Origin of the sequence: Bradyrhizobium sp. 41S5, from assembly GCF_011516665.3 — a bacterium.
GTDB lineage: Bacteria > Pseudomonadota > Alphaproteobacteria > Rhizobiales > Xanthobacteraceae > Bradyrhizobium > Bradyrhizobium quebecense.
Window position 1 is genome coordinate 4,301,681 of the sequence record NZ_CP083721.1, and the last position, 19,892, is coordinate 4,321,572.

Genomic DNA, 19,892 nt, shown 5'->3' on the forward strand with positions numbered 1-19,892 from the left:
GGCGATCGAATATGATGGACCATGAAAAGGTAAACATCCTTCTGGTCGATGACCAGCCGGCCAAGCTGCTGGCTTATGAGGTCATCCTGAAGGAGCTCGGCGAGACGCTGGTGGCCGCTTCGTCGGGCCGCGAGGCGCTGGAGTTCCTGCTCAAGAATGAAGTCGCGGTCATTCTGGTCGACGTCTGCATGCCCGAGCTCGACGGCTTCGAGCTCGCCGCGATGATCCGCGAGCATCCGCGCTTTCAAAAGACCGCGATGATCTTCATCTCGGCAATCCAGGTCAGCGACATCGATCGGCTGCGCGGCTACGAAATGGGCGCGGTCGATTACGTGCCGGTGCCGGTTGTGCCGGAAGTGTTGCGCGCAAAGATTCGCGTGTTCGCCGAGCTCTACCGCAAGACGCGGCAGCTCGAACGCCTCAATGCCGAGCTCGAGGACCGGGTGCGCGCGCGCACCGCCGAGCTCGAGCAGTCGACCACACGGCTGGTCGAAAGCGAGGCGCGCCGCAGCATGGCGATTGCCGCGGGCAAGATGGGCTCCTGGGATTGGGATTGGGTCAACGGCGACTGGATGTGGGACGAGGGGCAATACAAGATCTTCGGCGTCGATCCGAAATCCTTCGCACTGACCTCCGATAATATCCGAACGCTGTTTCATCCCGACGATGTCGAACAACTCCGGCAGGGCTGGACCGGCTTCGGCAACGGCCACACCTCCTATGAGGCCGAATTCCGCGTCGTGCGGCCGAACGGCGAGATCCGCTGGTGCGTCGGCACGGCTGCGGCGACCAGCGACAGGAACGGCAGGGTGGTGCGGGTCAGCGGCGTCACCGTCGACATCACCGATCGCAAGAAGGCCGAGGAACGGCAGAGCCTGTTGACCCGCGAGGTCGACCATCGCGCCAAGAACGCGCTCGCGCTGGCGCAGTCGATCGTGCGCCTGACGCGCGCGCAGAACGTGACCGCCTATGTGCGGGCGGTCGAGGGCCGCATCACCGCGCTGGCGCGCGTTCACACCGTGCTGTCGCTGTCGAGCTGGCAGGGCGCCGAAATCCGGCGGCTGGTGACCGAGGAGATCGCGCCTTATTCCGAGGCCGGGCAGATCCGGATCGACGGCGGAGAGGTGCAGTTGCAGCCGGCGACCGCGCAGACGCTGGCACTGGCGCTGCACGAGCTCGTCACCAATTCCGCCAAATATGGCAGCCTGTCGGTGTTGCCGGGCCGGCTCGCGATCACCTGGGAAGTGGCGGACGACACGCTGATCCTGGCCTGGGTGGAATCCGGCGGGCCTCCAGTGACCAAGCCGAAGCAGAAGGGCTTCGGCACACGAAGTGTCATCGCCAGCATCGAAACCCAACTCGGCGGACGGGCCGACTTTGATTGGCGCGCCGAGGGCCTGATCTGCCGGCTCACGGTTCCTCTCAAGCCGCCGGTTGGAGAAGCAGCGGCCTACCGCGATCTGTCGACGACGGCCGAGCGCAAGCCCATGGTCAGTTCCCGGGCCGTCTAAAGCGCGATGAGATCAGGTTGAATCGTCATCGCGCTTTAGCTCCTTGTTTGAGCATGATCTTTTCGGGAAAACCGCTTCGCACTTTTCCGGATCATGCTTTAGTGCATCCTGTGGAGCGCTCGCCTGTTGATGTGACGGCGCTTCCCAACGGCCATTGATACAGACGACATTGTGAACGCATCCTGCGCGCGAACTGCGCTATGAGCGGCGCGTCTGACAGCGACCTCGCGCGAGGAGCAAATGCGTAAGACAAACCTTGCCGGCGTGAGCATTTCCGCCGTCATCCTCGCAGCGACCAGCATCGCGCGGTCGGGCGCTGAACCTGTGCTGAAGGGCGCGGAGGCCTTCGGCGACTGGCAGCGCGACAGACCGGGCACGGTGCGTCTGATCACGCCGCAGGACTTGCCCAAGCCGGGGGCAACGGCCTCCAGCAGCAACTCACCCCGCGTCGTGTCGCGCCCCGCATCGGCGGCGCCGCAGGTGCCGGCGGGGTTCAAGGTCGAGTTGTTTGCGAGCGGGCTGAGTGGTCCGCGCATTATCCGGACCGCGCCCAACGGCGATATCTTCGTCGTGGAAACCAGCTCCGGCCGCATCCGAGTCCTGCGCAGCGCCGACGCCGCCACCAAGCCGGCGACCAATGAGGTCTACGCAACCGGACTGAACCGGCCGTTCGGCATCGCGTTCTTTCCAAACGGCGACAATCCGCAATGGCTCTACGTCGCCAACACTGACAGCGTCGTGCGCTTTGCCTACCGCAACGGCGATCTCAGGGCGTCGGGAAAGCCTGAGAGCATTGTCGCCCGGCTGCCGCGCGGCTACAGCCATTCGACGCGGGACATCGTGTTCACGCCCGACGACAAGCGGATGCTAGTGTCGGTGGGCTCCGCCGGCAACGCGGGCGAGGGCCTTGGCCGGCCGCCGGAAGGTATCGAGAGCTGGAGCCGCGATCACGCGCTTGGCGCTGCCTGGGGATCGGAAACCGACCGTGCGGCTGTGCTGGCCTTCGATCCCGACGGCAAGAACCAGAAACTGTTCGCCACCGGTATCCGCAACTGCGTCGGACTTGCGATCCAGCCTGGAAGCGGCACGCCCTGGTGTTCGACCAACGAGCGCGACGGCCGCGGCGACAACCTCGTGCCCGACTATGTGACGCGTATCCGCGAGGGCGCGTTCTACGGCTGGCCCTGGTACTATATCGGCGCCAACGAAGACCCCGCGCATACGGGCGCGCGGCCCGACCTCAAGGACAAGGTCACTATTCCCGACGTGTTGTTGCAGGCGCACTCGGCCTCACTCGGCCTGACCTTCTACACCGGCAGCAGCTTTCCACCCGAGTATCGCGGCGACGCGTTTGCAGCCGAACACGGCTCGTGGAATCGCGCGAAGCGAACCGGCTACAAGGTCATTCGCATCAGGTTGAAGGACGGGGTGCCGACCGGCGAGTACGAGGATTTCGTCACCGGCTTTGTTATCGACGACAATGAGGTCTGGGGCCGTCCGGTGGGCGTCACCGTGGCGCGGGACGGCGCGCTGCTGGTCTCCGAGGACGGCAACGGCACGATTTGGCGCGTCAGCCACGACTAGCCGTTCGGACGGCGGCGGCTACCCCAGTCCGTCCTTGAGGCCGTATTCCTCATAGATGGTCAGGGGGTCGGTATCGGGAAACAACCGGCACTTGGCTTGCGCAAGATGCAGCGTGACGGCTCCGGCCTCACATCTCGCGGTCAGGAGCTTCCGGACGTCCTCCATATGCGCGCGCGGCTGATGCTTCGACGGTAACTGTTCGAGCGCGACCAGCGCGGTGGCCAGAGCTTCCGTGACCACCCAATCGTCGTGCCCGGTAATTCCCTTTCGCGGCATCACCACACCCTCCGTCGCACCGGCTGCGACATTGTAGCGCGAGAAGGGTGGGGGCTGTCATCAGCCAACATGGGCAGGGCGGCCAGGAACCGGTTGGCGCAGTCCTGCCACGATGCGCCGCACGGAACCAGCGTGGCAGCGCGCACACGGAATGCTTAGAACGACGGTAGGGCCCTTTATCACCCAGTCAACCCGCCCGATGTTCGATCCCTGTCTCTCGGCCTGGAGCCTTGTCCCCGACGGCGATCCGATCGTGACGCACGCCGCACGGTTGCTGCCGGTGCTGCGGCACGGCGAACCGGCAATGCTCAAGCTCTCGAACGAGCCGGACGAGCGCCTCGGCGCCATCGTCATGGAGTGGTGGGATGGCGATCCGCTCGCCGAGATCGACCTGCAGATTGCAAACCTTGCCGCGGCTGAACTCGACCGGATGGCGTAGGGCGCGCAGCGACTACGCCGCGGCGGCGTTGGCTCCGTTGGGCGACACACTCAAGATCCGCCATTTCGATATGTCGAAGAAGTAGGCGGCCTTGATACGCGCGGACGCGGGATCCGGCGCCTGAATCGCCGTGTGGAATTTCCGCTCCCCATCGCTGAGCGAAATCCGGAATGTCTGCATTGGTCGAACCTCCACGCGCGGATGCTGCGGCACGGCCGGTTAACATCCGGTTGCTGGCCGCGGTCCTGCGCGGCGCACGCGCGCGTCTCACGCGCTGCCGTTCTCTTGTGAATCCCGCGGCAGCCGCACCATCGTGTCTTCTGCACCAACGACGCGTCCGTCCTGCGCTCTCAGCTCGAGGCGGCGCACCGGCAGTCCATTCTTTCGATCAACCAGCAGCACATGCGCTTCGTCGGGCTCAAAGAAGAAGTCCTCACCCCACTGCCGGAGCGCGACAAGGAGCGGGAACAGCCCGCGTCCCTTTTCGGTCAGCACATATTCCTGATACGGGCTGCCGTCCGCCGCAGGCACGGTCTCCATGATTCCATGCGCCAGCAGATTACGGAGCCGGGCGGAGAGGATGTTCTTGGCAAGCCCGAGGCTTTTCTGAAATTCGCCGAACCGGCGCAGCCCGTCGAATGCATCGCGGACGATCAACAGCGACCACCAGTCGCCGATCGCATCCAGCGGCCGGGCCACGCCGCACATCGAGTCCCTGTGGCTCACTCGCTTCGCCATCGTGTCCGCCTGACGATTCCCAATCCATATTCTGACCGGTGCGCGGCCCGAAAGACCGCACCGTCGGGGTCTCGATATATCGGTTGCAAAGTAAAACCACAAGCGGTACGCGATGGTTTCAATATAAAACCATCTGGGCCACGCCATGATCCAGTCCGACGCCACCTTCGACAGCACCTTTCCGTTCACGCCGCACTTCAGCGCGGCTCCGGGTTTTCGGATGCATTATGTCGACGAAGGCCCGCGGGACGGCGAGGTGGTGCTCTGCCTTCATGGTGAACCGACCTGGGGCTATCTGTTTCGCCATCTGGTGCCGGCCCTCAGCGCGACGCAGCGCGTGGTCGTTCCGGATCACATGGGGTTCGGCAAGAGCGCGACGCCGGCGCAGCGCAGCTATTGGCTGCAGGACCATGTCGACAATCTCGAAGCGCTGGTCCTTGCGCTCGATCTCACCGACATCACGCTGGTCATGCATGACTTCGGCGGCCCCGTCGGCATGGGGTTCGCGGTCAGGCATCCGGATCGCATCCGCCGCATCATCTCGGCCAACGGGCCGACGCCGTTCGGGCAGAGCGATCTGTTCGAGCGCGTCACCGCCAATGCGCTAGCTTCGCCCTGGTTTCAATGGATCGCAAAGGCCGAGGCGAACGGCGAGCTCGAGCCGGTTCTCGGCCAACTCGGCTTCAACATCCTGAGCACGCTCAAGCTCAACGGCTTCGAGAACAACGCCGTCATCACCGACGCCTGGCTCGCCGCCTACGGCGCACCCTTCGCTCGTCCGGCCGACTGCCTCGGTGCGATCGGATGGGCCAGGGGCTTTGCGACCGGCGCGCACAGGTTCGACGCGCCGGATCCCGCCGCCGACCGCGCGATCCGCAGCAGGCCGGCGCTCGCCATCTGGGGCGAGGCGGACCGCACGCTGCACGCAGAGCATTTCCTGCCGCTGTTTTCCGCGATCTTCCCGGCGGCACCGGTCAATCGTCTCACCGGTGTCGGGCATTACTGTCTGGAGGATGCCCCTGAGGAAATCGGAGCCCTGATCGCCGAGTTCATCGGACAGACCTGACTGCGAGCCCGATCCCATGCGACGGGCAGGGCAGCGAAGGCGCTGGTTAGGCGGCAGAGGTTTCGGACACTGATCGGATCATGCCTGCTCGCAACAAACGAGCAGGACGATCACATCGTTAAATCTCGACTGGCGCGTGGGTGGTTCAGCTCGCGCCCGCGATAATGACGAGGTTGTTGATGACGGGCGTCGAGCAAAACGCCACCACAAGGGCAATCCTGGAAAGGCTTTCGCTGCGCCAAAGCAGCGCGATGACGAGGTACGTCAAACCCAGTTTCGGGATCAGCCACCAGGCGCCGAACCAGGCCTGTGCCATCTCCATGAACGGGTTCGCTTCGCCGAACCCGAGCTCCAAAATCCTGTTGGTGGTCGCGAGGTCGGCGCATCCAAGGAGCAGCACGGAGAGCAGCAGCAGTGCCTTGACCCAATTCATTTCAGCCTCTTGGTGCCGAGCGTCAGACTGGCAATGCCCCCATCATTCAAGCTGATTCGTTAATTGTTGGTTTGGGCAGGAGATTTCAACCGGGGACGCAACTTGAACTTCACGCTATCCAGCCTCACGCTCCTCCGGTCAGCCGCCCTCTTATACTCGTTCTAAACCACCAGCGATCCCGATCGTTCCTGGCTTGGCTCTTGCAAATCGTCGTCTTGCGTAGCCGATCAGCGGGGACTCGATCGTGCGCCAGGTGATCTCCGCCAAGACGCAGACAACCGGAAGCGCAAGGCAACCTGCAAGCGGACGGCCGAAGCCAAAGAACACGTCGTAGACGAGCATATGGAATAGATAGAGCGAATAGCATCTGCGTCCCGGCCATATGAACGGACGGAGCAATTCTGTCCGTTCCATGTTGGCGCCCAGCCACACGATCACGCAGCATGCCAACGCTGCGATTGAGAGAAAGCCGAAGGGTTCAACCATGACGGCATACGCCACGTCGCAAAGCGGCGGTACGCAGGCAAGTATCATCCACACGCTGCGGGAGCGGCAGTAGCCGCGCATGAAGCAGGCGAGCAAGACGCCGCCGAAAAGTTCATCCAGGCGGCCGGGCAGCAGAAATTGCCAGGAATGGTCCGGCAGATAAGCGTGAAAGAGCCAGCGCCAGACTGGCGCCAGCAGCACGCCTCCCCAAATGGTGCGGATCAGCCATTGGCGTGGCAGGCAGTAAATCAGGATGGGCAGGATCAGGTAGAACTGCTCTTCGATGGCCAGCGTCCAAGTGACGAAGGTCACGTCAGACTGAGGATAGCCGAACTCCAGCCACGGTATGGCCTGGATGAAGAACAGGTAGTAGCCCCAGTGATCTGGCGGCACGAGCGCCAGCAGCAGCCAATAGAGCGGCAAGATCCGAAATGCCCTCCGTCCATAGAAGGACGAGAAATAGCCGGGCTGTTCACGGCTATCCAACAGGATGCCGCCGATCAGGAAGCCGCTGAGAACGAAGAACAGATCAACGCCCAGCATGCCATATTTGAAACCGAAATAGTGCCGAGCGATGACCAGCGAAATGGCCAGCCCCCTGAGCGCGTCAAGCGGTTCGGAACGGTCGGACTGACCTTTGCGTTCCGTGCTCATGGGTAGCCGATAGCTGCAGTGTCCATCTTGCCCAGCCTTCAGGAGAAGCGGAAAGGCTCCCGCACCCGACAGCGGAGGGCAACCCGGGACTCTACGGAGCTTTCCGGTCTTTGCTGAACGGCAATGCGCGCTTTGGGCGATCGTGCCCGTCGGCTGCGATTTGGCGGAAGGGGTGCCCCTCACGAGCGATCAGGAGTAATCAGGGTCTAAACGAGGTGGAGAGAACGAGTTGGTGAGCGACTAGGGTGGCAACTAGCGATTTTCAGGACGCCAGCGAATGCACACCATCGCGACTGCTACCGTAAGAACCGCCAAAAGCCCGGCCCGTCATCAATCCGGACGGCGAGGGCTTTCCCTTCGCACAATCGAAACTCTCGTTAAAGCGGCCGAGCCGGGAATGTGGACGCACGAGCGCGGCATCTGTCTCGTGATCGCCAAGAGCGGATCAGCCTTTTGGGCGCTCCGCTATTCCACGAAGCCCGGACAACGCCGATTGATGACGCTCGAACATACGAGCCAATCGATATCAACATGTTGAAGGCCATCGAAGCGCGAGCGGCGGAACGACAAAAGCAAATCAAGGCCGGACGTGATCCGGTAGCCGAACGGGACGCCGCCGCAGGCAAAGCGATTGCACTTACCAATCGCAAAGACGGCGAAACATTCGAGGAAGTGGGGCGCGATTATATCGACCAACATAAGGACGGCTGGAAGATTACCAGGCATGGCCAGCAAAGCGACGAGTCATCACAACGTTTGCGATTGCGCGACCGTGATCCCAGCCCGATCGCGGTGTCGTCCGATGGAACGTGGATCAAAGCAAATGTATCGCACGTCCCGGTTTGATTTGGGCACGGCCGCGCTGCGAGCCGTCAACCCACGATTCTGGCGTATGACCGGCAGGGCGGTCGGGGATGGTCTCGGAAGGCGGACGCCTCGCCCGCCATTTCCATTGAAATGACTCACGAAATCATGCCGCTCGCGAAAACGATTGACCGTTGACGTGGTCGGAGCAGTTTTCCGAAGGAGCAATGGACGGGTTGGTGCCACATTCGCTGCCCTGATACGCATGTCCGCTGTTGAGGTCAGAGCAGACGAGGGGCCGGGAAACGCGTCGGTGTCAGCTTTTCTCTCTCAGAGGACAGAGGTGCTGTGCCTCCTCAATCGCATCCTCGAACATGCCCGTTGGCACAAACTGCATACTTGGGGAGAGATGCCTGGCTATTTCCAGCTGTCGCCTGTGGCCCTTGGGCCGCAGTCTCCATCTCTTTCTTGGCAAACCGGCCTTCATTGAATTTACGTGGTGAGCCCCTCTTGTTCTGGGACTACGGTGTCGATCGAGTGGAATTCGGAGGCGACACACCTAACGGGGCGCAATATGACAGCGAGAATTGCACTAGCGGCGGCGAAAAGCGGGCGGCCCATCTCATCACGTCGACGCAGACTTGGCGTTGCTGCAATCGTCCTGGCGCCTGCGATCATGCTTTTTTCCGAAAGTGCGCTGGCCGACGAAGGCGGCGTCAGCTTCTGGGTGCCCGGTTTCTTTGGGAGCTTGGCGGCCACGCCGCAGCAACCGGGATGGTCGCTCGCGAATATCTACTATCACACCTCCGTATCCGCCGGCGCCGACGTCGCGCGTGCGCGCGAATTCACGCTCGGCAGGGTTCCGGCCAACGTTACCGTCAACGCAAATCTGAATTTGCACGTTAACGCCACCGGCGATCTTGGCCTTGTGATCCCGACCTATGTATTCGCGACGCCGGTGCTCGGCGGCCAGGCGTCGGTGTCCCTCATGGCTGCCTATGGCGTCGTCGGCACCAGCTTGGCGGGGACCTTGTCCGGCGCGGCCACGGGGCCGTTCGGTAACACCGTTCCCTTCGCGCGGTCCGACACCATTAGCGACACGACATGGGGCTTTGGGGATCTGGCGCCGGTGTTCCAATTGAAATGGAACGCCGGCGTCCACAACTACATGACCTACATCACGGGCGATATCCCGGTGGGCGCTTACCAATCCGATCGCTTGTCGAACCTCGGTATCGGACACGGCGCGATCGACGCTGGCGGCGGCTACACCTATTTCAATCCGCAGACCGGACACGAATTTTCCGGGGTGCTCGGCTTCACCTACAATTTCAAGAATACTGACACGCAGTATCAAAGCGGCGTCGACATGCACTTCGACTGGGGTGCATCCCAATTCCTGTCGAAGCAGGTCATGGTTGGCCTCGTGGGCTATGTCTACAAGGAGCTTGGCTGCGATAGCGGTTCAGGCGACCGTCTCGGCTGCTTCCAGTCCCAGGTGGTTGGCGTCGGTCCCCAGATCGGGTTTCTGTTTCCGGTCGGCGACATGCAGGGTTATCTCAATTTTAAGGCTTACGGCGAGTTCGCCGCGGAAAACCGACCGGCCGGCTGGAATACCTGGGTGACCTTCGCTATCTCGCCGCCCGCGCCCGGAGCGCCTCCGACAACAAAACCCATCGTCAGAAAATATTAGGATCGGCCAAGCTACGGCTTCTCGGTTGTTTAGAAGGCCGCCTCGTCCGAAACAAGGACGGGGTCTTCGAAAGCGTCGGTGGACTGCCGTCCCGATGGCTGGGACAATCTCAGGGCTTTCGCCAGCTCGTTGCAATCAGCCGCTCAACTTCGTCACGGCATTCAGCTGCAATGTCCTCGTGAAACGCCGTCTCGGTCTGGACAAGCTCTTGGAGCCGCGCTCGCCAGCCGCGAGACAATCGCGACCAGTGCTTGCTCTAACTCCTGCGGGAGCGACGTCCGGACATCCGCTTCCTTCAGGGCGTGATAGACGGATTGGAGACGACCTTGAGGTCCGCATCCAACAGCAAGGCCACCCACAATGCGGCCATCAGTTGTGTGTCCGGTGGAGAACGGACATCGGATGCCGCCAGAGCCTCTGCTGGTCGTCAGATGGCAGCAGCCTGCCGTTCAGCACATCCGGGTGGGTCGAAGTGTGGGTGAAATTCCAGAATTGTTCAAAATACCTGGAAAAGCGGTTGATCTGGCGGAAGGGGTGGGATTCGAACCCACGGTACCCTTGCGGGCACGCCGGTTTTCAAGACCGGTGCCTTAAACCACTCGGCCACCCTTCCAAACCAACAATTTCAAGTGCTTAGCGGTAGGTTCAGAGAGAACGAACCGCGAAATTGGCACCCGATTGGCACCTAACGTGCCAGCGCCGCGTTAATCGCCGCTGCCGCCTTGCCGTCGTCGTTCCTAAACAAGTGGGCGTAGACGCGCAAGGTGATGTCCGGCTTTGCGTGGCCAAGACGCTTTGAGATGGTGACGATGTCCACGCCAGCGTCGATCAGCTGGGAGGCGTGGGTATGCCGGAGATTGTGGAACCCCATGTCGGGCTGGAAGTCGCTCCAGGCCTTGCTGTAGCGCTTCTGGGAAGGCAGGGCGCCATCTAGGCTGGCAAATAGCAGCGCATCGTCAGGAAGCTTTCCGGCGCCCAGCTTGAGCCGCAGCTCGAGGTGCTCTTTGCGAAAGTCGCGGAGGGTATCGACCAGGAGATCGGGCAGGGTGATGTCGCGCCGGCCGGCCTTGGTCTTCGGAGCCTTGAGACGAATGCCGTGGGCTTTGGTCTCCTCGATTGCCTCCCGGACCTCAATGATCTTTTTGTCGAGATCAAGCCGGCCCCAGCGGAGGCCGAGTACCTCGCCAAGGCGCATGCCGGTAAACAGTGAGACCATAGCCGGGACGAAAAGGCGGTGCCCGCGCAATGTTTCGATGAACGCCGGGACATCCCGGACGATTACCATTTCCTCGTCATCGACCTTAGGCGCCGACTCGATGGCGGCCACGTTCTTGATGACAAGCTCGTTCTTAGTGGCGTCGCGGAGTGCCTTCCCAAGCACACGGTGAGCGTGACCGATCGTCCGCGGTGCGATGCCTCCCTTGCCGTCGGCTCGGCCGCCATTGCGGAGAGCCGTATGCCATTGCTCGATATCGAGGGCGCGAAGCTTCTGTAGCAGCTTCAAACCGATGTGCGGCGCGATCTGATGTTCGGTCAGCTCTCTATAGCGCTCGGCGGTCCGGGCGCTGATCTCGCCCGAGGCTTCCCAATGGTCGACGCGGCCCCGTACCCATTCGGCGACCGTGATCTTGTTTGGCTCGACGTACTTCGCTTGACTGACTGACGCAATCAGTTCGGCAAGTTTGGTCTGCGCCTGGCGCTTGTTACCGCGGAAGGTATGGAATTGGGTCTTGCGCTTGCCGGTTTTTTCATCGCGGCCGGCGTCGAATTTCAGGCGCCACGAATCCTTGCCGCGCTGCTGGATGTGCCCCTTCATGGTCTAATCCTTTCCGCGCGCAATGCGGGTGCGAGCGTTTTTCGATTGTTGCTTCCGCAGTGGGAGCATTGCGCGACGCATTGCGCGATGGACAGCACTCTCGATTAGCGTCTGCATCGTCGCCATTCGATCAAGTTCCGCTTCTGCGGCCTCCATGCGCCTTTGCGTTGTCATGAAGGCGATCGAGATGTCCTTCGTCTCAGCGCGAGCCTTCGCGAGATCGTCGGCCAGTTCAAAGGACCTGACGATTTGCTGCTCGCAAATTTCTGAAATCGAGCGGCCTGTGGCTTCGGCCATCTCCCGAATTCGGTCGCCCACCTCAACGTCAAGTCGGATCGTCCAGTTCGGCCGGTCTCCCACGTATCGGCGCGGCCGGCCGCGCGCGGCGGTCTTCTTTGTTGGCGCGACCTTGCTCTTCTTAGCCATTTTTCATCCCGCTTACTCCCAATTTAATGGCTTATATCACGCCAATAATCCTTGACAAGGGCGCGCGCGCATCATGTCTCGATATTAAGTGGCGTGTCATGAGCCAAAAAAAGGAGGCGTAATATGACTCGACCGGACAGGGCGGACTGCCTCGTCTACACGGTGCCGGAAGCTGGGGCTTTGCTGGGTCTTACAAAGAACGCCTCATACGAGGCGGCCAAACGCGGAGACCTGCCGATCTTGAGAATAGGCAAGCTATTGAAGGTCCCTAAGGCCGCGCTTCACGCGATGATCGGCTCGGCGGAAGCGCTGTCTGTTGAAAAGGCGGATCCGACCTAATGCAGCAGCCCGGAGAAGTTCGACAGCGCGACGACGGAATGTTCGATGTCGTCACCGGCGATATTGAGAAGGGGCCATTCCCGACGCGCACGTTCGCCGCGGTGATCGCCGAGAGGATGGTGCCGGAGCCGAAGCGGGCACCGAGATTCCGGCGCTTCAAGATCGTCCGAGAGGTGTTGCACTGTGCCTGCACCTAGCCCGGAAATGCGAAACCCCGCGGCCGGCCAGGACCACGGGGCATTTTCGCAATCAACTTTCGACGATGGCAACTCTACCGAAGCCCCGCTGACCTTGCAACAGCGAAGGGTGCGGCGCCTCTATGCGGTTTCAGTCGCCACGGCCGCCACCATTGCGCGGCTTGCGTACGCGGTGGCGCGATGACGAACAGAATAGCGCTTATCGAAATCGCCACCATCCAGATCGGGCCGCGTTTGCGCAGCGTTGGCCCTGCGGCGGTGACGGCATTGGCAGAGAGCATGAACCGGCTCGGTCAGCTGCAACCGATCTCGGTTTACTACGGCCCCAATTCAAGCATTCGTCTTGTTGCCGGGCTTCACCGCCTTGAGGCGGCAAAGCATCTCCGCTGGAAGGAGATCGCAGCCGTCGTGGTCAGCGGCAGTGAACTAGATCATCGGCTTCATGAGATCGCCGAGAACCTGCACCGCGCCGAGTTGACCAAGCTCGAGCGCGATGAGCAGGTCGCGGAGTGGATCAAGATCAATGAGCGGATTCATTCGTCGCAAATTGCGAAGAATGAAAGCAAGCGCGACGATGGCCGTGGACATCGGCCGGAGAGCGGAATAGCCGCAGCGGCGCGCGATCTCGGTGTGGACAAGGATGACGCACACCGCGCTGTCAGAGTGGCGTCGCTTTCCGAGGAGGCAAAGGAAGCGGCGAGGGATTCCGGCCTTGATAATAACCGTTCTGCACTTCTCGAAGCCGCTCGCGAGACCGAGCCGGAAAAGCAGGTCGCCAAGATCTCCGCTATCGCAAAAGGGTCAAGGGTTTCGGGAAAGAAGTTCGCGCGGGCGATGCGAGGTACTGAAACGCGCAAATTCGCAGCGTGGATCGTAGCCCGATCAAAGTCAGGCGATATCGCGAAGATAGCCACTTGGTTGAAGTACACCAAACCCGATGAGGTTTTGGCCGCCATCCGCGAGATCCACGGATGACGGTCCGTCGTATGCGCCCAATTTACGCACGCGACATCCGTCGACTCGGCGGGACTGTCACCATTCGCCCAGGCCGCGATCGTGTCGACGGCTCAGCCTATTTCACCGTACGGCATGTATCGCGAGGCGGCGATCTCGCCTTTGAGTCACGGCCGATCCCTGACGAAGACAGGGCGCTTCAGGCCGCTTCCACGCTCGCTGAGTTCGTCGGCGCAGAGGTGCTGCGCAAATGAACATCGATATTCGGGAATGGATGGTTCCGGAGGTCTTCCGCGGCGGTACGGGCGATCTGGTGATCGTTCAAGAGATTCCGAACCTGGAGCACGGCGAGCGATACCTCCGCATCCGGATTCCCATGGCCGAGGCCGAGGCGTTGGCCGACGCGATCCGATCGGTCGCGCGGGGGTGCCGCTGATGGCTTGGGCTATTGTCGACAGGGTCTTCAGAACGAAAATAACAGCAGGAAGCGCCGCGAAAGCTGTCCTCCTGTCCCTTGCAAATCACTGCGATGAGCATGGTGGCGAGTGCTATCCCGGCCAAGAAGTCATCCAGGCCGAAACCCAGCTATCGCTCGATACCATCCAGCGCCAGCTTAAGGCTCTCGAATCCGACGACATAATCACTCGCAAGAAGCGCCCGGCTATTCGCGGTCGTTGGGCTTCCTGGAGCTATCAAATCAATTTGGAAAAGCTCGTCGACCCAGCCGCACCATGCGGCCCGGTCGACCATGCCGCAACATGCGGCCCGGATGTCGCTCACCAGGCCGCACCACGCGGCTTCACCAGGCCGCACCATGCGGCTTCACCGGGCCGCACCATGCGGCTTAAACCTATCCTTAAACCAGTCAATAAACCTTCGCGCGCGCGCGAGCCGAGCGCCCTTGACGGGCTCGGCCCGCTCGGCGCGGCCATCCGCAACCGCATCGGGTCCGACAACTTCAGCGCATGGTTCGGCGGCGCCAGCATTGTCGACGCCACCGAGGAGGCGGTGACGCTGGAACTGCCAACCAAGTTTAAAGCCAGCACGATAGAGAGCAGATACGCCGACCAAGTGCTTGCCTGTCTGCAAGCTCAACAGGCGTCCATCGAGCGCGTGCGCTTCGTCGCGAGGCGGGCGGCATGAGCATCCAGTATGGAAGGCGGTTTAGCGCTTTGGTCGGCGGGGAATTCCGCAGGTTTCCAGGGTTCCTAGACCCCACGGGGGGATGGCGGTTTCTTTGCAGGCCGGACGGTTTGGGGGCGGAACCGCATGGGTCCGCACGCGCACCACGCCCGCGCGCGCCGGAAATTCCCAGAAAATCATCCACACGGAGAAAGCACGATGGCGAAACGCATAGCGAAGCGCCGCAAAGGCAGGCCAAACCGGCGCGAAGCGAGCCAGAAAGCGCTGGCCGGGGTCGATCTGTCGACCCTCGATCCGAACGTGGTGCTGCGCTCGATCGCCGCGGACGAGAGCGCGCCGGCATCGGCCCGCGTAGCCGCCGCGAAAGCCTTGCTGAGCGGCAACGCCCAGAAACCTGAAGAACCCGCTGAGCGCGATCCCGTCGCGCGCCGCGCGCTTCGTATTTTGCAAGGAGGAAAAAATGGATGACAACGACACCATCCCGGTCGTCGCGACCTACCGCGGTGTTGGACTGCACGACCAGCAATCGCCCAAACGTCTCGACGTCGTGCGGGCTGCGATCGATGATGTTTTTGAGCAGACCAACATTGACCGGCTTTTCCAGGTCGCGCGTGACGCGTGCTGGCCACCCGAGGCCCGCCTACTAGCCGCGGCGAAGCTGGAAGCGATGGTCGATATCGCTGTGGATGAGCGCGCGACCCGTCCGCCCATCGATCTTGAGCTCGTCCATGCGATCGTTGCCGGCCTAGACTCGGCTAAATGGCGCCATCCAAGGTATTTCGCATCGCTGTTCGATCCTGGTCCAGCGCCCGGCGAGAGATGGGCAGAACGTGAAATTCCTCTGCCGTGGTGAGCCTCGCTGACGCAATTCTGGACGCGCTGCTGCGCGCTAAGCGCCAAGATGCCGATGCGGCCCTGATCGAAGCGCTCGACGCGCTTGCCGAGCGCCGGGGCGAGAATAGATTTCGCTATGGTGCCTCGATCATCCGCGGCACCGTGCTGGGCAGAACCGCGATCGACGACCGCGAGGCTCTACTACGCATCGCGGCATATCCATCCCACCGGCAACGCGAGGCAGTGGGGGCTGTCGCTGGGGAGATCGCAAACGCTACCGGCGAGCGTGCCGATTCCATTGCGCGAAGGCTTCGTCGAAAGCTGAGCCGAAATGAAACGGACAAAAAGGTTCTGTCCGCTTGTCCGCGCGTCTAAAACCGAGACATGAACATGATTGCGCTCAAACGGAAGCCCACCGCCGCATCTCCGGTGGATGGCGAAGATATGTTAGCGGCGCTCGATCGACGCCTCTCCACGATCGAGGCCGACGACAATGAGCTTCGCGCGGCAGAACTTGCGTTAGGAGATTACAGCCCGAATGGCTCGCGGCTCACTGAAGCTGCCGAAGCACTTTTGGCCGGCACGGAGTTCGATCCCAACGCAAATGTTGTCTCGCAACTTGATGCCATTCGCAAGAAGCGCGCTGTCATCCGCCGCGCTCTCGAGATCGGTTACTCGCAGCGAGAGCGGCTTCTTGTCGAACGGGCGGGGAGCATATTCGCTTCCTTCTTTCCGGAGGTGGCGGAGCTTGAACGTCGACGGTTGATGACAGTCCTGCAGTTGCAGCGAATCAATCGAGAGCGCGAAGGTCTGCGCGAAAAGATCCTGGCTGCCGGAGGCACGCCCTATCTTCCGACCGATGGCGTCGAATTTCTCGGTATCGGCGATATTCAGGACCAGACGTGGGAGTGCTGCGAACGCGCCATCAGCAACGGTGTCGTGTCGCGCGCTGAGATCGAAAAGGCGAGGTCGTCCTGATGGCTGATGCTATCCGCGATTTGCGGCAGACTGTGCTGAGCAGGCGCCTTGATGGCAATTCCAACATCAAATGGACGCCAAAGAGCGCGGCCGTTGTCCGTGACTATATCGAATCGCTGTCAGAAAAGGCCCTGATCCAAGCTTCCGAGACGAAGCTTTTTGAGCCGGGCGTGGCACCGTCAAATGTAGCGAATGCGCACGTTTTGCGGGCGATGAATTCGACCGCGTTGTCTTGGCAGGTCCAGATCAGTAACGGGTCGACGGACCTGATGCTTGATCAGATCTCGCCGACTGGTTGGAATCTCAAGAATGCGGCGGGCAATCTCCCGGTTTTGCTTGCCCACGACAGCAGCACCTTGCCGGTCGGCCAGTCTTCGATGCCGTGGCTGCGTAGCGGGACGGCGTTGATGGCCAACGTGGCCTTCCCAGAGCCTGGAACGTCCGCCTTATCCGATCAGGTCCGCGCGATGGTCGCGGCCGGCGTGCTTCGCGGCGCCAGTGTCGGATTCATACCGGGTCAGTTTCAGTTCTCAAAGGATCCTGCGAGGCCGCTGGGAATCGACTTTCTATCCGGTCACATTTTAACCGAGTGGTCGCTCTGCGCAGTACCGTGCAATCCCTCCTGCTTGGTTGATGGACCTGCATCCGGCAGTAAGTCCGCCAGTGATGCGAAAATCGCCGCCAGGAAGCGTGAAGCTCAGGCGCTCGTAACCGAAGGGCGGGCGCTCGTTGAAGCGATCCCCGATCCCGTGCCGCAAACGCGTGAACAGCGACTTGCCGAGGCTCGGAGGCTTCGGTCGGCGGCGTATCGAACATGAAATTTTGCGTGGGTCGCTCATCGCGCAAAAACGACCGGCCATCGCTGGCGGTCTCGAGCGGGTCGGGGTTAATTCCGACCCGCTCATCTTTTCGAGGAAAATAACCATGCTGAATCGCATCGTCGATGCTCCTCCCGCGCTTCGCCGATTTCTTGAGGCGAGAGCGAGGGGGCTTCCGCATGAGGATCTGAAGAAGCTCTCCGACCTTGCGCTGATCGAGCAAGCGGAGCGAGCCGGGAAGCCGCCAGCCGCCGTGATCGACCTCGATCAGGCGCGGCTTCGGCGCGAAACGCTCAGCTTAAGAGACTAGAGATGAGTGCCACGCTGGCTGAGGGTCGAGGAACGTTGCTTGAAATGCCTGGGCCGATGAGTCAAGCCGTTTACGTAGTGACCGCGGGTCCGCGGAAACTAACGAAGTTGCTCCCCGTGTTTCCTAATCCGTCGCGCCGTCCAGATGGGGCGGAGCCGGCGCTCGTCCTGGACCTCATGTCGGAGGTGCCGAGCGGCGTAGACATCGCTCTGGGGCGCGCTCCCAAGCGGGATACGGGACATTTCCTGCGCGCGATACGCGAGGCGGGCGATCGCAACATACATTGCAGGATCGATTGCGCTGGTGGCGAGGGAGATAGTGCCCTCGCGATTGCGATTGCTCTGCTGCAGCATCCATACAGAGTCACTGCTGACATTACGGGGAGGTGCTCGAGCGGTGCCGTGCTTATAGCGCTGGCGGCCGATCAGCGAAGCATCGTTCCGAATGGAAGCGTGCTGATCCACAAAGCAGCTCGCGTCTACGTTGGATCGCAATTCGTGGCAATGTGCCGACTGTCGGCGACAGATAAAGACGCAATCAGCGATTCGCTCAACGACAGCGACGACGCAACGGAGGCGCTTCTAACATCTCGCCTTGGTGTTTCCAGGGAGGTTGCTCGTGGTTGGATGAGCGAGGACCGCAAATGGTCGGCCACTGAAGCTCTGGCGAACGGCTTCGTGTCAGTAGTGGAGGCGGCATGATCGCGGGTTCGAACTTTTTGGTAGAGTTTACGGCTGTGCCGTTCATGAAATGCTCGATCGATTGGTTTACATCGCATGCCAATTTTGATCCTGGCACTGCAGCGCGGGCGGTGATCACGAACCACAATCTTACAGTGACAGGAGTGTCGCCGGGAGACGGCGGAGCATTTGTATTTGCCAACGAGGCAAAATCGTCGGGTAAATACTATTTCGAGATCAAGTTCGTCTCGCTGGTCGGCGGGTTTCTGTTGGGCGGAGAAATAGGAATTGCGTCAACGTCTGCGACGCTTAACGACATAAGCGGGGCAATCAACTCGACGATGCTTTTCAGGGGGCCAAATTTTACGACAGGACAAATTTGGTCGAGCGCCGGCTACTCGGGCTACCATCTTGGTCTCATCTCGGAGGGGGACGTAATCGGAATTGCCGTGGATCTGGACAACGGTAAACTATGGTTCAAGAATGTTACGCAAGGCGGGGCGTGGAATGGCACGGCAGCGGCTGGTGACCCTGCTGCGAATATCAATGGTGTAGATGCTCCGTCAGGGCCGACGATCCCGGCGGTCGCATTCGGCGTATCTAACGACGTCTACACGGCGAATTTCGGAGCAACGGTCTTCGCTGGGACGGTGCCGAGTGGCTTTACATCTGGGTGGGTCGTTTAGATGCGCGCTGCGCGGCCAGTTCTCCCGCTTTCTGCAGGATTAAGACTGCGGCAGCAACCGTAGCCAATCCAAAAACGATATCGGTGAGGTAGTGACCACCGGCGGTTATCGCGGAGAAAATCATGGCAATGTTGAGCGGCAGAAAAAGCGGGAAGAGGATGGTCCGCCAGCTCGATAGGATCAGGATCAGTCCCATTGCAGCGTGGAATGAGGGGAACTGAATAATTCCGGTGATACGCGAGAGGTCTATGACCTTCATCTCTCCAGAGCGGATCGCACGGAAATCCGGCAGGTAGAACCCACTGGTTAGATGCGACACGCCGTAATGAGCCCACGCGCCCTCTGCGGGCATCAACAGAGACAAGGGGATGATGATGAGGAGCGAAACTGCAACGAGCCAGGACAATTCAAGCACCCGATCGAATCTGCCGCGGGCGCTCAGATTTGCTGCCAGAATCCCCAGCTGCGGTGCGAGAGACCAGTAGATGAGATTGAGGGACTTGCCGACGATGGGATGCTTTAAATTCGTCCAGTTGAAAAGTGCGAACCAGTCGAAGCCGATCTCTCGATCGACGGAAGCGAGGGAGTCGTCGATTAACGGGAGTCCGCAAGCTGCGGCCAGATAGCTCAGGACAGCGGCGGAGTTGGCGAAGACAACATACTGAGCGAAGATCAGCAAGAATGAAGCCAGCCGCTTATTCGCCCGCCATACGGTGACGGCAAAGCTTGCAGCGACGAGTACGAGCGCCACGCAGGGAACAGCCCAGCCGACCGAGATGGCAATTCCAGAGAAGAAGCTCCAGATCGCATCGATGGCGACGATTGACGCGATGACGATCCACATCGCCATGTGGCTTGCAGCCGACGTGGATATCTGAGTTGGCAAAAGATCTTCGGAAGAAGCCCTGGCTGGCGCACCCGGACGCGCCCCCTCAAATAAATTCATGGAAATGGCCGCCCGTACCCCAAATGGCGGCAGGATATCACGACAATCAGAGCGTGCTCAACTGGTGGTTTCGGCAAGCCT

27 protein-coding genes and 1 tRNA gene are annotated in these 19,892 nt (G+C 61.1%); 19 read left to right on the top strand and 9 right to left on the bottom strand.

Features of this window, described 5'->3' with window-relative positions; all coding sequences use genetic code 11:
• Positions 1-14 precede the first annotated feature (14 nt).
• Positions 15-1,511, top strand: a complete 1,497-nt coding sequence (locus HAP47_RS20480; protein ID WP_231168988.1) for a sensor histidine kinase — start codon at positions 15-17, stop codon at positions 1,509-1,511.
• A 240-nt stretch (positions 1,512-1,751) separates the two neighbouring features.
• Positions 1,752-3,095, top strand: coding sequence for a PQQ-dependent sugar dehydrogenase (locus tag HAP47_RS20485; protein WP_173643571.1), 1,344 nt, complete (start codon positions 1,752-1,754; stop codon positions 3,093-3,095).
• A gap of 18 nt (positions 3,096-3,113) precedes the next feature.
• Here the strand turns inward: HAP47_RS20485 and HAP47_RS20490 are convergent, their stop codons facing one another.
• Positions 3,114-3,371 (bottom strand): hypothetical protein, encoded by a 258-nt coding sequence (locus HAP47_RS20490; RefSeq protein WP_092114459.1) that lies wholly within the window; start codon positions 3,369-3,371, stop codon positions 3,114-3,116.
• A 151-nt stretch (positions 3,372-3,522) separates the two neighbouring features.
• Between HAP47_RS20490 and HAP47_RS20495 the strand changes: the two genes are divergently transcribed.
• Complete coding sequence (locus tag HAP47_RS20495; RefSeq protein ID WP_231168316.1) at positions 3,523-3,810, top strand: aminoglycoside phosphotransferase family protein; 288 nt, start codon at positions 3,523-3,525, stop codon at positions 3,808-3,810.
• Positions 3,811-3,822: 12 nt separating this feature from the next.
• Here the strand turns inward: HAP47_RS20495 and HAP47_RS20500 are convergent, their stop codons facing one another.
• A complete protein-coding gene (locus tag HAP47_RS20500) occupies positions 3,823-3,990 on the bottom strand; it encodes a hypothetical protein (protein ID WP_173643572.1) in 168 nt (55 codons plus the stop codon).
• Between the two features lie 87 nt (positions 3,991-4,077).
• Positions 4,078-4,548: a winged helix-turn-helix transcriptional regulator gene (locus tag HAP47_RS20505; RefSeq protein ID WP_173643671.1), complete on the bottom strand. Its 471-nt coding sequence runs from the start codon at positions 4,546-4,548 to the stop codon at positions 4,078-4,080.
• Between the two features lie 145 nt (positions 4,549-4,693).
• Between HAP47_RS20505 and HAP47_RS20510 the strand changes: the two genes are divergently transcribed.
• Positions 4,694-5,614, top strand: a complete 921-nt coding sequence (locus tag HAP47_RS20510; RefSeq protein ID WP_173643573.1) for an alpha/beta fold hydrolase — start codon at positions 4,694-4,696, stop codon at positions 5,612-5,614.
• Between the two features lie 145 nt (positions 5,615-5,759).
• Here the strand turns inward: HAP47_RS20510 and HAP47_RS20515 are convergent, their stop codons facing one another.
• The gene (locus HAP47_RS20515; protein ID WP_231168318.1) at positions 5,760-6,047 is read right to left on the bottom strand and encodes a DUF5658 family protein; all 288 of its coding nucleotides are present in this window, start codon (positions 6,045-6,047) and stop codon (positions 5,760-5,762) included.
• Between the two features lie 150 nt (positions 6,048-6,197).
• Positions 6,198-7,187 (bottom strand): acyltransferase family protein, encoded by a 990-nt coding sequence (locus HAP47_RS20520; RefSeq protein ID WP_173643574.1) that lies wholly within the window; start codon positions 7,185-7,187, stop codon positions 6,198-6,200.
• A gap of 531 nt (positions 7,188-7,718) precedes the next feature.
• Here HAP47_RS20520 and HAP47_RS20525 point away from each other — a divergent pair.
• On the top strand, positions 7,719-8,033 hold the full coding sequence (locus HAP47_RS20525) for a hypothetical protein (protein ID WP_173643575.1): 315 nt from the start codon (positions 7,719-7,721) through the stop codon (positions 8,031-8,033).
• 634 nt (positions 8,034-8,667) lie between these two features.
• Positions 8,668-9,684: a SphA family protein gene (locus HAP47_RS20530; RefSeq protein WP_173643576.1), complete on the top strand. Its 1,017-nt coding sequence runs from the start codon at positions 8,668-8,670 to the stop codon at positions 9,682-9,684.
• A 523-nt stretch (positions 9,685-10,207) separates the two neighbouring features.
• On the opposite strand, the gene HAP47_RS20535 is transcribed toward HAP47_RS20530, so the two are convergent.
• The 3 genes from HAP47_RS20535 to HAP47_RS20545 form a co-directional block, all read right to left on the bottom strand.
• Positions 10,208-10,297 (bottom strand) — tRNA-Ser (locus HAP47_RS20535).
• Positions 10,298-10,369: 72 nt separating this feature from the next.
• On the bottom strand, positions 10,370-11,500 hold the full coding sequence (locus HAP47_RS20540) for a site-specific integrase (protein ID WP_173643577.1): 1,131 nt from the start codon (positions 11,498-11,500) through the stop codon (positions 10,370-10,372).
• A gap of 3 nt (positions 11,501-11,503) precedes the next feature.
• A complete protein-coding gene (locus HAP47_RS20545; protein ID WP_173643578.1) occupies positions 11,504-11,926 on the bottom strand; it encodes a ribbon-helix-helix protein, CopG family in 423 nt (140 codons plus the stop codon).
• A gap of 123 nt (positions 11,927-12,049) precedes the next feature.
• Here HAP47_RS20545 and HAP47_RS20550 point away from each other — a divergent pair, with 123 nt between their 5' ends.
• The 13 genes from HAP47_RS20550 to HAP47_RS20610 all read left to right on the top strand — a co-directional run bounded on the left by HAP47_RS20550 (position 12,050) and on the right by HAP47_RS20610 (position 18,865).
• Positions 12,050-12,265 (top strand): helix-turn-helix domain-containing protein, encoded by a 216-nt coding sequence (locus HAP47_RS20550; protein WP_173643579.1) that lies wholly within the window; start codon positions 12,050-12,052, stop codon positions 12,263-12,265.
• Entirely contained in the window at positions 12,265-12,462 is a 198-nt protein-coding gene (locus tag HAP47_RS20555) for a hypothetical protein (RefSeq protein WP_176396305.1), read from the top strand. The genes HAP47_RS20550 and HAP47_RS20555 overlap by 1 nt, the downstream gene beginning before the upstream one ends.
• Before the next feature lie 180 nt (positions 12,463-12,642).
• Positions 12,643-13,437, top strand: coding sequence for a ParB/RepB/Spo0J family partition protein (locus tag HAP47_RS20560; RefSeq protein ID WP_173643581.1), 795 nt, complete (start codon positions 12,643-12,645; stop codon positions 13,435-13,437).
• 229 nt (positions 13,438-13,666) lie between these two features.
• On the top strand, positions 13,667-13,852 hold the full coding sequence (locus HAP47_RS20565) for a hypothetical protein (protein ID WP_173643582.1): 186 nt from the start codon (positions 13,667-13,669) through the stop codon (positions 13,850-13,852).
• The gene (locus HAP47_RS20570; RefSeq protein ID WP_173643583.1) at positions 13,852-14,559 is read left to right on the top strand and encodes a helix-turn-helix domain-containing protein; all 708 of its coding nucleotides are present in this window, start codon (positions 13,852-13,854) and stop codon (positions 14,557-14,559) included. Before HAP47_RS20565 ends, HAP47_RS20570 begins: the two co-directional genes overlap by 1 nt.
• 198 nt (positions 14,560-14,757) lie before the next feature.
• The gene (locus HAP47_RS20575; RefSeq protein ID WP_173643584.1) at positions 14,758-15,027 is read left to right on the top strand and encodes a hypothetical protein; all 270 of its coding nucleotides are present in this window, start codon (positions 14,758-14,760) and stop codon (positions 15,025-15,027) included.
• Positions 15,020-15,412 carry a hypothetical protein gene (locus HAP47_RS20580; protein ID WP_173643585.1) on the top strand — a complete coding sequence of 131 codons (393 nt, stop codon included), beginning with the start codon at positions 15,020-15,022 and terminating at the stop codon, positions 15,410-15,412. The genes HAP47_RS20575 and HAP47_RS20580 overlap by 8 nt, the downstream gene beginning before the upstream one ends.
• Positions 15,406-15,768, top strand: coding sequence for a hypothetical protein (locus tag HAP47_RS20585; protein WP_173643586.1), 363 nt, complete (start codon positions 15,406-15,408; stop codon positions 15,766-15,768). The genes HAP47_RS20580 and HAP47_RS20585 overlap by 7 nt, the downstream gene beginning before the upstream one ends.
• Positions 15,769-15,783: 15 nt before the next feature.
• The gene (locus HAP47_RS20590; RefSeq protein WP_173643587.1) at positions 15,784-16,371 is read left to right on the top strand and encodes a hypothetical protein; all 588 of its coding nucleotides are present in this window, start codon (positions 15,784-15,786) and stop codon (positions 16,369-16,371) included.
• Positions 16,371-17,189: a hypothetical protein gene (locus HAP47_RS20595; RefSeq protein WP_173643588.1), complete on the top strand. Its 819-nt coding sequence runs from the start codon at positions 16,371-16,373 to the stop codon at positions 17,187-17,189. Before HAP47_RS20590 ends, HAP47_RS20595 begins: the two co-directional genes overlap by 1 nt.
• Positions 17,146-17,499, top strand: coding sequence for a hypothetical protein (locus HAP47_RS20600; RefSeq protein WP_173643589.1), 354 nt, complete (start codon positions 17,146-17,148; stop codon positions 17,497-17,499). The genes HAP47_RS20595 and HAP47_RS20600 overlap by 44 nt, the downstream gene beginning before the upstream one ends.
• Before the next feature lie 2 nt (positions 17,500-17,501).
• A complete protein-coding gene (locus tag HAP47_RS20605; protein ID WP_231168320.1) occupies positions 17,502-18,200 on the top strand; it encodes an ATP-dependent Clp protease proteolytic subunit in 699 nt (232 codons plus the stop codon).
• Positions 18,197-18,865 carry an SPRY domain-containing protein gene (locus HAP47_RS20610; RefSeq protein ID WP_173643590.1) on the top strand — a complete coding sequence of 223 codons (669 nt, stop codon included), beginning with the start codon at positions 18,197-18,199 and terminating at the stop codon, positions 18,863-18,865. Before HAP47_RS20605 ends, HAP47_RS20610 begins: the two co-directional genes overlap by 4 nt.
• Here the strand turns inward: HAP47_RS20610 and HAP47_RS20615 are convergent.
• On the bottom strand, positions 18,843-19,811 hold the full coding sequence (locus tag HAP47_RS20615; RefSeq protein WP_173643591.1) for a phosphatase PAP2 family protein: 969 nt from the start codon (positions 19,809-19,811) through the stop codon (positions 18,843-18,845). The genes HAP47_RS20610 and HAP47_RS20615 overlap by 23 nt on opposite strands.
• Positions 19,812-19,892: the final 81 nt, after the last annotated feature.

Bases quoted from the DNA above. Each gene is read 5' to 3' on its own strand.
- HAP47_RS20530 (WP_173643576.1), top strand. From the start codon at position 8,668: ATGCTTTTTTCCGAAAGTGCGCTGGCCGACGAAGGCGGCGTCAGCTTC.
- HAP47_RS20520 (WP_173643574.1), bottom strand. From the start codon at position 7,187: ATGAGCACGGAACGCAAAGGTCAGTCCGACCGTTCCGAACCGCTTGAC.
- HAP47_RS20555 (WP_176396305.1), top strand. From the start codon at position 12,265: ATGCAGCAGCCCGGAGAAGTTCGACAGCGCGACGACGGAATGTTCGAT.
- HAP47_RS20610 (WP_173643590.1), top strand. From the start codon at position 18,197: ATGATCGCGGGTTCGAACTTTTTGGTAGAGTTTACGGCTGTGCCGTTC.
- HAP47_RS20595 (WP_173643588.1), top strand. From the start codon at position 16,371: ATGGCTGATGCTATCCGCGATTTGCGGCAGACTGTGCTGAGCAGGCGC.
- HAP47_RS20485 (WP_173643571.1), top strand. From the start codon at position 1,752: ATGCGTAAGACAAACCTTGCCGGCGTGAGCATTTCCGCCGTCATCCTC.
- HAP47_RS20570 (WP_173643583.1), top strand. From the start codon at position 13,852: ATGGCTTGGGCTATTGTCGACAGGGTCTTCAGAACGAAAATAACAGCA.
- HAP47_RS20515 (WP_231168318.1), bottom strand. From the start codon at position 6,047: ATGAATTGGGTCAAGGCACTGCTGCTGCTCTCCGTGCTGCTCCTTGGA.
- HAP47_RS20500 (WP_173643572.1), bottom strand. From the start codon at position 3,990: ATGCAGACATTCCGGATTTCGCTCAGCGATGGGGAGCGGAAATTCCAC.
- HAP47_RS20550 (WP_173643579.1), top strand. From the start codon at position 12,050: ATGACTCGACCGGACAGGGCGGACTGCCTCGTCTACACGGTGCCGGAA.
- HAP47_RS20575 (WP_173643584.1), top strand. From the start codon at position 14,758: ATGGCGAAACGCATAGCGAAGCGCCGCAAAGGCAGGCCAAACCGGCGC.
- HAP47_RS20540 (WP_173643577.1), bottom strand. From the start codon at position 11,500: ATGAAGGGGCACATCCAGCAGCGCGGCAAGGATTCGTGGCGCCTGAAA.
- HAP47_RS20480 (WP_231168988.1), top strand. From the start codon at position 15: ATGGACCATGAAAAGGTAAACATCCTTCTGGTCGATGACCAGCCGGCC.
- HAP47_RS20605 (WP_231168320.1), top strand. From the start codon at position 17,502: ATGAGTGCCACGCTGGCTGAGGGTCGAGGAACGTTGCTTGAAATGCCT.
- HAP47_RS20560 (WP_173643581.1), top strand. From the start codon at position 12,643: ATGACGAACAGAATAGCGCTTATCGAAATCGCCACCATCCAGATCGGG.
- HAP47_RS20495 (WP_231168316.1), top strand. From the start codon at position 3,523: ATGCTTAGAACGACGGTAGGGCCCTTTATCACCCAGTCAACCCGCCCG.
- HAP47_RS20525 (WP_173643575.1), top strand. From the start codon at position 7,719: ATGTTGAAGGCCATCGAAGCGCGAGCGGCGGAACGACAAAAGCAAATC.
- HAP47_RS20615 (WP_173643591.1), bottom strand. From the start codon at position 19,811: ATGAATTTATTTGAGGGGGCGCGTCCGGGTGCGCCAGCCAGGGCTTCT.
- HAP47_RS20510 (WP_173643573.1), top strand. From the start codon at position 4,694: ATGATCCAGTCCGACGCCACCTTCGACAGCACCTTTCCGTTCACGCCG.
- HAP47_RS20490 (WP_092114459.1), bottom strand. From the start codon at position 3,371: ATGCCGCGAAAGGGAATTACCGGGCACGACGATTGGGTGGTCACGGAA.
- HAP47_RS20590 (WP_173643587.1), top strand. From the start codon at position 15,784: ATGATTGCGCTCAAACGGAAGCCCACCGCCGCATCTCCGGTGGATGGC.
- HAP47_RS20505 (WP_173643671.1), bottom strand. From the start codon at position 4,548: ATGGCGAAGCGAGTGAGCCACAGGGACTCGATGTGCGGCGTGGCCCGG.
- HAP47_RS20545 (WP_173643578.1), bottom strand. From the start codon at position 11,926: ATGGCTAAGAAGAGCAAGGTCGCGCCAACAAAGAAGACCGCCGCGCGC.
- HAP47_RS20580 (WP_173643585.1), top strand. From the start codon at position 15,020: ATGGATGACAACGACACCATCCCGGTCGTCGCGACCTACCGCGGTGTT.
- HAP47_RS20565 (WP_173643582.1), top strand. From the start codon at position 13,667: ATGAACATCGATATTCGGGAATGGATGGTTCCGGAGGTCTTCCGCGGC.